12 protein-coding genes and 1 other RNA gene are annotated in these 10,311 nt (G+C 64.6%); 3 read left to right on the top strand and 10 right to left on the bottom strand.

Annotated features, from left to right (window positions below; all coding sequences use genetic code 11):
- Positions 1-557, top strand: a 557-nt coding sequence (locus tag RUH75_RS22380) for a hemerythrin domain-containing protein (protein WP_313809407.1), incomplete at its 5' end; no start/stop codon positions are given.
- A 79-nt stretch (positions 558-636) separates the two neighbouring features.
- Here the strand turns inward: RUH75_RS22380 and RUH75_RS22375 are convergent.
- The 10 genes from RUH75_RS22375 to mscL all read right to left on the bottom strand — a co-directional run bounded on the left by RUH75_RS22375 (position 637) and on the right by mscL (position 8,857).
- A complete protein-coding gene (locus RUH75_RS22375) occupies positions 637-1,185 on the bottom strand; it encodes a J domain-containing protein (protein WP_313809406.1) in 549 nt (182 codons plus the stop codon).
- A 65-nt stretch (positions 1,186-1,250) separates the two neighbouring features.
- Positions 1,251-1,662: RNase P RNA component class A (rnpB, locus tag RUH75_RS22370), an RNA gene on the bottom strand.
- Between the two features lie 43 nt (positions 1,663-1,705).
- Entirely contained in the window at positions 1,706-2,404 is a 699-nt protein-coding gene (locus RUH75_RS22365; protein WP_313809405.1) for an N-acetylmuramoyl-L-alanine amidase, read from the bottom strand.
- Positions 2,405-2,562: 158 nt separating this feature from the next.
- Positions 2,563-3,456: a protein-glutamate O-methyltransferase CheR gene (locus RUH75_RS22360; RefSeq protein WP_313809404.1), complete on the bottom strand. Its 894-nt coding sequence runs from the start codon at positions 3,454-3,456 to the stop codon at positions 2,563-2,565.
- Positions 3,456-4,532, bottom strand: a complete 1,077-nt coding sequence (locus RUH75_RS22355) for a chemotaxis protein CheB (RefSeq protein ID WP_313809403.1) — start codon at positions 4,530-4,532, stop codon at positions 3,456-3,458. The genes RUH75_RS22360 and RUH75_RS22355 overlap by 1 nt, the downstream gene beginning before the upstream one ends.
- A gap of 78 nt (positions 4,533-4,610) precedes the next feature.
- On the bottom strand, positions 4,611-4,976 hold the full coding sequence (locus tag RUH75_RS22350) for a response regulator (RefSeq protein WP_313809402.1): 366 nt from the start codon (positions 4,974-4,976) through the stop codon (positions 4,611-4,613).
- An 82-nt stretch (positions 4,977-5,058) separates the two neighbouring features.
- Positions 5,059-5,496, bottom strand: coding sequence for a chemotaxis protein CheW (locus RUH75_RS22345; protein ID WP_313809401.1), 438 nt, complete (start codon positions 5,494-5,496; stop codon positions 5,059-5,061).
- A gap of 13 nt (positions 5,497-5,509) precedes the next feature.
- Positions 5,510-7,879, bottom strand: a complete 2,370-nt coding sequence (locus tag RUH75_RS22340; RefSeq protein WP_313809400.1) for a chemotaxis protein CheA — start codon at positions 7,877-7,879, stop codon at positions 5,510-5,512.
- A 138-nt stretch (positions 7,880-8,017) separates the two neighbouring features.
- On the bottom strand, positions 8,018-8,293 hold the full coding sequence (locus tag RUH75_RS22335) for a hypothetical protein (RefSeq protein ID WP_313809408.1): 276 nt from the start codon (positions 8,291-8,293) through the stop codon (positions 8,018-8,020).
- Positions 8,294-8,428: 135 nt separating this feature from the next.
- Positions 8,429-8,857 carry a large conductance mechanosensitive channel protein MscL gene (gene mscL / locus RUH75_RS22330; RefSeq protein ID WP_313809399.1) on the bottom strand — a complete coding sequence of 143 codons (429 nt, stop codon included), beginning with the start codon at positions 8,855-8,857 and terminating at the stop codon, positions 8,429-8,431.
- Positions 8,858-8,958: 101 nt separating this feature from the next.
- Between mscL and RUH75_RS22325 the strand changes: the two genes are divergently transcribed.
- A complete protein-coding gene (locus RUH75_RS22325; protein WP_313809398.1) occupies positions 8,959-9,561 on the top strand; it encodes a LemA family protein in 603 nt (200 codons plus the stop codon).
- An 8-nt stretch (positions 9,562-9,569) separates the two neighbouring features.
- Positions 9,570-10,311, top strand: a 742-nt coding sequence (locus RUH75_RS22320) for a TPM domain-containing protein (RefSeq protein WP_313809397.1), incomplete at its 3' end; no start/stop codon positions are given.

Here is a 10,311-nt window from a genome sequence, read left to right as displayed (position 1 = left end):
CACGCCGCCCGCCGCGGGGACGCGCGGCGGGCGGTGCCTGCCCGGCATTTGCGAACAGGGCACACTGTTTCTTAACCCGCCTGTCGGAATATGCCCTGCGGGACGGATGGAAGCGGTATATGGACCTGGACGAATTGCGACGGCAGCATGATGAGATCGAGGCGCTGACCGTCCGGTTCCGGCAGGCGATCGCGGATGACGGCAATCCGCAAAGGCTGGGTACGCTGCGTTGGCAGTTCGCGCGCCTGCTGATGGCGCATCTCGCGCTGGAAGACCGGATTTTCTACCCGAATATGCAGCGGCAGGCCCATGCCCGGCTGCGCGACACGGCGGCGCGGCTCGAAATCGAAATGGCGCCCATCGCCAATGATTTTTCCGCTTACATGTCCCGCTGGAGCGATGATCGGATCGAACGGGAATGGGCGGATTTTTGCCGCGAAAGCCGCGAGATCCTGAACGTCATCCTCAAGCGGATGCACAAGGAAGAACGGCTGCTGATGCCTCTGCTCGCCGATGCCGGACTGGTGGAAGCGCCCCGCATGAGGCGAGCTGGCTAGGGCCGATCGCCGGCCAGCATCTTTGAACATTTGCGGCGGATGAGCACCGCATGATCCCGACCGGACCGGACGACCTCCTTCAATCCGCCCGCTCCCGCGGTTTCCATGTCCGCCGTTCCTCCGCGGCGCGCAGCACCTCATAGGCGGCCTGAATCGTCTGGAAACGGATGGCGGCCTGCGCGTCGCCCGGTTTCACGTCCGGATGATATTCCTTGGCCAGACGGCGCCAGCTCTTCTTGACCGCCTCGAAATCGGCATCGTCCTCCAGCTCCAGCGCCTGGAGCGCGTGGAGTTCATCGCGCGAGCGGCTGCCGTCGCCGGGGCCGCCCCAGCCATGATAGGCGCTATTCTGGTAACCGCCCGCATCCCGCCGCTCCGTGCGTTCTCGCTGTTCCCGTTCCTCGCGGTCGAGCCCCTGAAAATAATCCCAGTTGCGGTTATATTCCGCCGCATGATCGGTGCAGAAATACCAGCGTTCCCGGCTGTTGGGCGATTTGGGCGCGGGGCATTCGCCCGGGCGGTCGCACCCCTGGCGATCGCACAGGCGCACCTGCTGCGCCTCACGCGATGCGCCATAGCTGCGCCAGCGGGGAAAGCCCCAGTCATTGGATCGGCTGCTTCTTGCCATCGTTCCAAATTAAGCAGGCCGCAGGCAGAACGCCACCCCGGCGGGTTGAATTTACTGTCACACTCAATGCCAGAGGGCCTGTAAGCCGGGTTCTGTCCTTCCCCGAAAGGAAGTGGCGACCATTCCTCTAGGGGACGGATTGCTCCGTCCCTCAAGCAACCAACCCGGGCGATCTCAGCCGAAACAGGCCTAGCAGCCCAATTCTTTCGAACCGCCTGCGCGCCGCCCCTATTCGGTCTTGCTCCCGGTGGGGTTTACCGTGCCGCCTGCCGTTGCCGGAGGCGCGGTGCGCTCTTACCGCACCCTTTCAATTTCGCCCGCCCGAAGGCTTAGTCCGAAGACTGGGCGACCTGCTTTCTGTTGCACTGTCCCTTGGATCACTCCAGCCGGCCGTTAGCCGGCACCGTCATTTCGTGGAGCCCGGACTTTCCTCGCCATGGCAGTTACCCGCCACGCCGCGGCCGCCCGGCCCTCTGGCACAGGCGCCTATACACAGGTCGGGGGCTCCAGTCATCCCCGCTTATTCGTCACCCCGGGGTTTGGGCAGCAACAGGGCGAGCAGGATCGCCCGGCATTCGCCGTCGATGATTCCGTCGATCAGTTCGGGGCGGAAGCGCCGCTGAAAGGCAATTACCGCCGCCTGCGGCTCGGCAATGTCATAGCCGAAACGTTCCAGCGCCAGCATGAAGCCGCCATCGCTCCAATGCGGGTCCATCAGATTCTTGGTCGGGCGCGGCAAAGCCAGCCGCAACCGGGCCAGCTGCCCCCACGGGAAAAGCTCGCCCGGGTCCTGCTTGCGCGCGGGCGCGACGTCGCTATGGCCGACGATATTGCCGCGGGTGATCTTGTGCCGTTGGACGATCTGGTGGATCAGCGGGATCAGCGACCCCATCTGCGCATCCGGGAAGGGCCGATAGCCCCATTCATGCCCGGGATTGACGATCTCTATGCCGATGCTCGCCGAATTGATGTCATCAATGCCGCGCCAATGCGCCCGGCCCGCATGCCACGCCCGCTTGTCCTCGTCCACCATGCGGATGATCTGGCCATCCTCGGTCACGACATAATGGGCGGACACGTTCGATTCCGGGCTGGCCAGCCAGTTGATCGCGGTCGTCGCATCGACCATCCCGGTATAGTGCAGCACCAGCATCGAGATGGGCAGGCTGCGCTCGTCGAAATTGGGCGACGGCGTATCGATCATCGGAAAGTCGGTCATCGCGAAAGGCCAGTCACTCGCACTTGTCCCTCATCCGCCGGGATCAGGCGCCGCGATCAGGCGCCGATCTTCTGGTCGCCGTCCGGCTTAGGCAGACCATGGCCGACAGCGCCGGGTCAATCAAGCGCGCCGCGCTGTAAAAAACGCGACGGAGCGGATCAGAGCGCCCGGCGAACCGGGACTTCGGCCTGCGCGGGGGCTTCCACCCTTCGACCATAGCCGCCGCGAAATTCGGGATGGGGCACGAAATCATCGCTATGCCCAATCACCGTTTCCCCCGCGCCCAGCAGCAGGACGGAGCGAGCATGGCTGTGCCGGGAAAGCAGGCGGAAGACGCTCTGCCGGCGTTCGGGCGTGAAATAGAGCAGCACGTTGCGGCACAACAGCAGGTCATATTCGCCCATCGGCGCGCGCGGATCGAAAAGATTGTCGGTGCGGAAATCGATCATCTGCCGCAGCGTCCGATGGGCGCACCAATCGTCGCCCGCCGGTTCGAACCATTTGATGAGGTCGGCAACGGCCAGTCCCCGCTGCACATCCATCTGGGTGAAGATGCCCGCTTTGGCCTGGTGGATCGCGGCGGTGGAAATATCGGTCGCCAAAATCTCGATGCGCCAGCCGCGCCACCGCGCCATGTCGTTGCACAGCTGGATCGCGATCGAATAAGCCTCCTGCCCGGTCGAACAGCCCGCGCTCCAGATGCGCAGCGTCCGGTCCGTCCGCTGCGCATGGATATGCGGCAGTATTTGCCGATGCAGCATGTCGAAAATCTGGAGATCGCGAAAGAAGCTGCTTTCATTATTGAGCAGCGCATTCACCACGTCGTTTTCCAGCGCCGCGTCCTTCTTCGCCGCCAGCCGGGCGGCCAGCGCATCCATGTCGGCAAAGCCATGGGCGCGCAGCAGGGGCTTCAGCGCCGTTTCCATCCGCCAGGCGCGGTTTTCGGACAGGATCTGCCCGGTGCGCGCCTCCAACAGGGCGGACAGGATACGCGCCGCGCCCGAAGAGGCGGAACCGGCCGAAAGAGGACCAAAAGGGGGAGATAATGCCATCAGTTTCTGTTCTTTCCTCTCCGCGCCACGAAATCCATGATCGCATGGGGTTCCAGCAGGGCGCAGTGCAATCCCTCGCCCGCGATCGATCCGGGCATGCCCCAGACGACGCTGCTCGGCTGATCCTGCGCCACGATCCAGCCACCCGCCGCCACGATGTCCCGCGCGCCGGCCGTGCCGTCCCGTCCCATGCCGGTCAGCACCACCCCTGCCGCCGCCGCGCCATAGGCCTGCGCCATGCTGGCGAACATCGGGTCCACGCCGGGCAGATTGCCCGCAGAGGTAGGCTGCGGGTCGAGCATCACGAAAACCCGGTCGTGCAACCCCCGCCGCAAACGGAGGCTGGCGTCGCCCGGCGCGACATAGACCGTGTCGGGAACCAGGATTTCACCCTGCTCCGCCACCTTGACGGGCAGAAACGTCATGCGCCCCAGCTGCTGGGCGAAATAGGAGGTGAAACTGGCCGGAAGATGCTGGGTCAGGAGGATCGGCACGCCCAGCGGCGCGGACAGGCCAGCGAACAGGCGGCCGAGCGCATGGATGCCGCCGGTCGATGCGCCGATGCCCAGACAGGCAAGTTCGGCCGCCTGTTCGGGCGCGATCGGAACGGATGAGCGGACCGCGATCGGCGTGGCCGCCCCATTGAACAGGCGCGACAGGCGTTCGATCAACGCGGGAGGGAATTGTTCGCCAAAGCTCCCGCTGCCCGGTTTCGCCAATATGTCGCTCGCCCCCAGCGCCAGTGCCTCGACCGCCGCGACGCTGCCTTCCTCGCAATTGCCCGACAGGATCGCGACCTTGGTGCGCGGACTGGCCCGCAGGATCGCAGGCAGCGCCATCAGGCCGCTCTGCCCCGGCAGCTCGATGTCGAGCAGCACCAGATCGACCGCATGCTCGCTCAGATATCCCAGCGCCTGTTCGGCGCTGTTGGTCTTGTGGATGACGGAAAATCCCGGATCGGCATTCAATATCCGTTCGATCACGGTGCGGACCACCACCGAATCGTCGACGATCAGCGTACGCACCACCCCGTCTTCGCTCCGGCTGCTGGCCATGATCGGCACGTGAACGGTCATCGGAGGAAAACTTTCTGAGCGAAGGCGAGAAGGCAAGGGATAAGGGCGATCAATCCGCCCGCCGCATCAGGATGCAGCCTAGATGACGCCGACGATCGCCAGCTTGGTTTCCAGCGTTTCGCGGTCGAACGGTTTCATCACATATTCGTCGGCGCCTGCTTCGACGGCTGCCTTGATATGGCCGATCCCGTTTTCGGTGGTGCAGAAGATGATCTTGGGCCGCGCCGCCAGCTTGGCGCCCGAAAGCGCCTGAAGAAACTCCATCCCGCTCATCACCGGCATGTTCCAGTCGAGCAGAACGACATCGGGCAGGGCCGTTTCGCACTGGGACAGGGCATCACGGCCATCGACCGCCTCGCTGACCGAAAGGTCCAGCGATTCCAATATGTGGCGGGCGACTTTGCGGATGACTTTCGAATCATCGACGACCAGGCAGTTTTTCATAAAGCGTCCCTTGTTGTGCGTCCCATCTTCACGAGCCTTAACCGGCAAAGCCGAGCAATTGGTAAACGTCGATACAATATCGTCATGCCGCCTGCGCCACGGCGCCTGCTTCGATGAACCCGCTCAGGGATACGAGCAGGCAGGGCTGGCCGTCATGTTCGACCAGTCCGCGGGCATAGGGCGACCAGGCCGGATCGAGCCGGCCACGCAACGGCAGTTCGCCCTCCGGCACCTGGCAGATGTCGTGGATGGCATCGACCATCAGCCCGTAGCTGTGGCCGCTGATGTCGGCGATGATGGCCAGCCCGCGCTGATCGGCCGGCGTCGGCAGCCCCCGGACCAGCGCCGCGGCATCGATGATGGTCAGCACCCGGCTGCGCAGCGCGGACAGCCCGGCGACATGCGCGCCCATGCCCGGCACCGGCGAGACGTCGGTGAGCTTGACCACTGCCTCGACCTCGCCGGTTTCGACGGCGATCCTCGTTCCGGCCAGCGTGGCGAAAAGATAGAGCTGATTCATCCGGCTGCTCCTTTTATCGCCGCGATCCGACAAGAGCGGCCATCAGCGCGTCCTGATCATAGCGATAGATGCTGTCGTCCCTTGGACCGCTGGGCCGGGGCGTAGCGCGCAGATGGACAATGCGGCAGCCCAGCAATTCGCTCGCCTGCGCCGGATCCGATCCGGTGAACAGCACGACGTCCTGCGGGTCGACCGCCGCGTCGACGGGCAGGCCCATCACGACATCATGCCCCGCCTGTCGAAGCAGCGGCGCCAATATCTCACGCGTCCAGCCATCCTCGCTGTCCGCCAGCACGCAACGGCCACCGCCCCGTTCGACAATGGCTTCATCCGGCAGCGCGGCGAACAGGGCGAAGGGATTGATCACCTCCAGATGCTCGCCATCGATGACGGCGACGCCGCTCAGCAGGCCGTGCATGGCGACCATGTCGGGCACCGCCGGCATTTCCACGATGTCGAGTACCGCGGCGACCGGATAGCAGGCCTCCCGCGAGCCATCGCGCAGGCGCAGCGCCGCCACTTTCTCCCCGGCAAAATCATGATGGCCGTTGGCGATCGGCACCAGCCGTCCGTCCAGCCGCACGAAGCCACGCCCGCCCGAGCGTCCGAACAGTCGCGCATCGATATCCTCGACCCGATCGATCAGCGCCAGCTTGAGCAGGCGACGCTCGCCCGAATATTCCTCGAACCGCAGCGCGGGCACCATCTCGACGCCGCCCTGCGCCTCGTCCGCTTCCCCGGCCCGGCGCGCCGCATGATCGTCCACAATATTGGGCAGGCGCGCGGCATTGGCGAGTCCCGCCGCATCCAGCAGCAGCATCGGCTTGCCATTGTCCGGCAGCGTCATGCCGGCATAGACGCCCGTTGCCATCACCAGCGGAGAGGCGGGCCGGATCACCAGTTCCTCATGATTTTCCACCGCCGCCACGCCCATGGCGAAGGGAACGCCGGTGGACGATCGCACGACCATGATCGCGCGCGGGCCGGTCTGCGCCAGTTTTTCCATGCCCAGCACATCTTCCAGATCGATCATCGAATGACGGACCGACCGGATCGTCGCGATCCTGGCGCCGCCGACCTCGGCCATGGCGAGCGTCTGGTTATTGTCGTGCAGGATTTCCACCACGGCCGCGCGCGGGATGGCGAAATGCAACCCGCCCGCGCGTACGATCAGCCCGGGTATGATGGTCAGCGTCAGCGGCACGCGCAGCATGATGGTGAGGCCCCGCCCCGGCCGGTTATCGAGCGCGATGACGCCGCCGATCCGTTCCACATTGGCGCGGACCACGTCCATGCCGACGCCGCGCCCGGAAATGGCCGTCACCTGGCTCGCGGTCGACAGGCCGGGATGGAAGATCAGGTCGAGTTTCTCCGCCTCGCTCATCCGCGCCGCTGCTTCCGGGCTCAGCCTGCCCGCCGCGATCGCCTTGTCGACCAGCCGGCCGGTGTCGATGCCCTGCCCGTCATCCGCAACCTCGATCACGATCTGATTGCCCGACTGGCGCGCCTCCAGCTTCAGCCGCCCCGCCTCGGGCTTGCCCAGCGCGCGCCGCTTTTCCGGCGTCTCAATGCCATGATCGATGCTGTTGCGGACGATATGGGTGAGCGGATCGACCACCATCTCGACCATTTCGCGATCCATCTCGACATCCCCGCCTTCAAGGCAAAGGTCGATGCGCTTGCCAAGGTCGCGGCTGAGATCCCGGACCATGCGCGGAATCGCCGTGAACAGCCGGTCGACGCGCTGCATCCGCGTCCTGGAGATGGCGTCGCGCATGTCCGCCACGCAGGTCGACAGCCGTTCGAAGGCGCTTTCCAGTTCCGGATCGCCCGACCGCTCGCGCAGCTTGCGCGACAGTTCGTTGCGGGCCAGCACCATGTCCGACACGCCGTTCATCAACTGGTCGATCAGCGACAGCGGCAGTCGAATGGTGCGCGGAACGGCCTGAACGCCCGACTGCCGGGCGACGGCCACGGGCGCAGCCATGGCCTTGCTTTCGCCCGGCCCGGCCATGTCTTTCCCGGTCAGCGCGCCGATCAGATAATCGTCATTCTCATGCGGCAATGCAGCCCCGATGGCGACAGCCTCAGCCAGTTCGGCAATGCGATCCATGATGCCCAGCACGGCGCTGACGACCTCCGGATCGGGACGCCGCTTGCCCGCGCGAATATCGGAAAGCACATCCTCGGCCGCATGGCTCAACCGCTCGAACCGCGGCAGGTTGAGGAAGCCGCAGCTGCCCTTCACCGTATGGAAGAAACGGAAAATGGCATCCAGCCGGTCGCGATCCGTCGGGTCAGCCTCCCAGGCGACGACTTCGCCCGCCAGAGCCTCCAGCGTTTCCTGCGTTTCGGATATGAATTCCTGGAGTAACTCGTCCATTCCCGCGCCTCATGGATAGGATGCGGACCATGGCCGGGCTGTGGTTAAAGGCCCGTTAAAGACAGGAAATCCGTGACAAAAAGGGCGCCGCTACCCATGGTGGCGACGCCCTTCGCGGCTCGGGTAGCAGCCTCGAACTTAATGCTTTTCGGTCTTCTCGACCGCGTCCGCCGCTTTCTCGCCAGCCTCGCGGGTGGCGTCGGCCTTGTTTTCCAGCGCATCGGCGGCGTTTTCGGCGGTATTTTCCGCGTTGCCGCTCAGATTATCGGCCATGGCTTCCATATTGGCGGCCTGGTTGTCGATGGCGTCCGCCTGATTCTCATACGCGTTCTCGACCTTGTTTTCCTGCTTTGAATCGCACGCGGCAAGCGCGATCAGGCTGGCAAGGCCAAGGACTGATACGAAGGTTTTCACGGCGTTTTCTCCTGTTGCGCCCCCACGGGCTGACGTCATGCGGCAAGGGGACCGGATGACCGGAACCCTGACGGCGATCAACTGGCCGCGCCAAGGATGGTTCCCGCCGGACGCTCCTTTCGTCGTGGAAACGATCTATTTTTTGAGTGAATCCCGGATTTCGCGGAGCAGAAGCACGTCTTCGGTCGTAACCGCGATCCCCTCTTCGGGCTTGGGCAGCAGTCGGTTCACGGCCTTCACCAACAGGAAGATGACGAAGGCGAGGATGAGGAAATTGACGAATACAGTCAGGAATTCGCCCCAGCCGAACATGGCGACGCCCGCCCCCTTCAGGTCCGCATAGCTTTCCGGATTGCCCTTGAACCCGGCGGGGATATCGCCCAGCCGGACGAAATAGCGCGAAAAATCCGCCCCGCCGAAAATATAACCGACCACCGGCATGATCAGGTCGTCGGTCAACGATTTGGTGATGGTTGCGAAGGCGCCGCCGATGATCACGCCGCCGGCCAGGTCCATGACGTTGCCGCGACTGATGAAGGTTTTGAATTCGGAAACCAGCCCCATGGTGAACCCCTTGTCCTGATTGCGATAATGATAGCATGGGCCGTTGCGCAGGGTTCGACAACCGCCTATTTCCGACAGCGAAACAAGTCTGAGGATGTTCCATGACGATCCTTCGCCATATCCGCCTGTTCCTCCTGCCGCTGCTGGGCGCCTTTGCGCTGTCGGCCTGCGGCATCAACAGCGTCCCCGCCGCCGAGGAGGTCGCCAAGGCCAAATGGGCGGATGTACAGGCACAATATCAGCGCCGCGCCAATCTGGTCGGCAATCTCGTCGCCACGGTGAAGGCCGCGGGCAAGCAGGAACAGGACACGCTGGTCAAGGTGACGGAGGCCCGCGCCAAGGCAACCTCCGTCCAGGTCAATGCCGACGACCTGTCCGATCCCGCCAAGGTGGCGCAATTCCAGCAGGCGCAGGCGCAGCTTTCGCAGGGCCTTGGCCGCCTGCTCGCCTCTGTCGAGGCCTATCCCGACCTCAAGACCAACCAGAATTTCCTCGACCTGCAATCGCAGCTGGAGGGGACGGAGAACCGCATCGCCGTCGCCATCCGCGACTATAATGAGGCGGTGCGCGCCTATAACACCCGCATCCGCACCTTCCCCGACGCGATCGGCGCCAAGATCATCCATGGCGCCAAGCCGATGACCCCGTTCCAGGCCACCACGCCCGGCGCGGAAGAAGCGCCCAAGGTCGACTTCGGCAACTGAGCCCGGCCATGCTCCGCCGCCTGCTCCTGATCCTCGCGCTGCTGGCATTCCTTCCGACAGCGGCGCTTTTGGTTTTTCCGCCTCCGGCTCAGGCCCAGACCTTTCCCAAGCTGACCGGGCGGGTGGTGGATGATGCCGCCCTGCTCTCGCCGCCACAGGAGCAGGCGCTGACCGACAAGCTGGCCGCGCTGGAAAAGCAGAGCGGGCGGCAATTGGTGGTCGCGACCCTGCCCGACCTTCAGGGCTATGACATATCGGATTATGGCTATCAGCTCGGCCGGGCCTGGGGCATCGGGTCCAAGGACAGGAATGACGGCGCGCTGCTGATCGTCGCGCCCCATGAGCGCAAGGTGCGGATCGAAGCTGGCTATGGCCTTGAAGGCATCATGACCGATGCGCTGTCCTCCCAGATCATCCGCAACGAGATCACGCCCCATTTCAAGGCGGGCGACATGCCGGGCGGCATCGATGCGGGGGTGGACGCGATCGGCAAGCTGCTGACCCTGCCCCCCGAAGAGGCCAGGGCGCTGGCGGCACGGGCGGCAGCCCAGGCACGCGACGCGTCAGACGATGGCGGCGGGTTCATGGCCGTCTTCTGGCTGATGGTCGTCGCGATCATCGTCATCGCCATGATCTCCGGCCGGGGCAAGGGCCGCCGATATCGCGGCGGATCGGGACCGATCATCCTCTGGGGACCGGGCGATTCCGGCTGGGGCAGCGGCGGCGGATCGAGTTGGGGCGGCGGAAGCT

The sequence above is a fragment of the Sphingobium sp. genome, from assembly GCF_032153725.1.
In the GTDB taxonomy this organism is placed as follows: Bacteria; Pseudomonadota; Alphaproteobacteria; order Sphingomonadales; family Sphingomonadaceae; genus Sphingobium.
This window is presented reverse-complemented; position numbering and strand designations above follow the sequence as displayed.

Bases quoted from the DNA above. Each gene is read 5' to 3' on its own strand.
- RUH75_RS22375 (WP_313809406.1), bottom strand. From the start codon at position 1,185: ATGGCAAGAAGCAGCCGATCCAATGACTGGGGCTTTCCCCGCTGGCGC.
- RUH75_RS22365 (WP_313809405.1), bottom strand. From the start codon at position 2,404: ATGACCGACTTTCCGATGATCGATACGCCGTCGCCCAATTTCGACGAG.
- RUH75_RS22360 (WP_313809404.1), bottom strand. From the start codon at position 3,456: ATGGCATTATCTCCCCCTTTTGGTCCTCTTTCGGCCGGTTCCGCCTCT.
- RUH75_RS22355 (WP_313809403.1), bottom strand. From the start codon at position 4,532: ATGACCGTTCACGTGCCGATCATGGCCAGCAGCCGGAGCGAAGACGGG.
- RUH75_RS22350 (WP_313809402.1), bottom strand. From the start codon at position 4,976: ATGAAAAACTGCCTGGTCGTCGATGATTCGAAAGTCATCCGCAAAGTC.
- RUH75_RS22345 (WP_313809401.1), bottom strand. From the start codon at position 5,496: ATGAATCAGCTCTATCTTTTCGCCACGCTGGCCGGAACGAGGATCGCC.
- RUH75_RS22340 (WP_313809400.1), bottom strand. From the start codon at position 7,879: ATGGACGAGTTACTCCAGGAATTCATATCCGAAACGCAGGAAACGCTG.
- mscL (WP_313809399.1), bottom strand. From the start codon at position 8,857: ATGGGGCTGGTTTCCGAATTCAAAACCTTCATCAGTCGCGGCAACGTC.
- RUH75_RS22325 (WP_313809398.1), top strand. From the start codon at position 8,959: ATGACGATCCTTCGCCATATCCGCCTGTTCCTCCTGCCGCTGCTGGGC.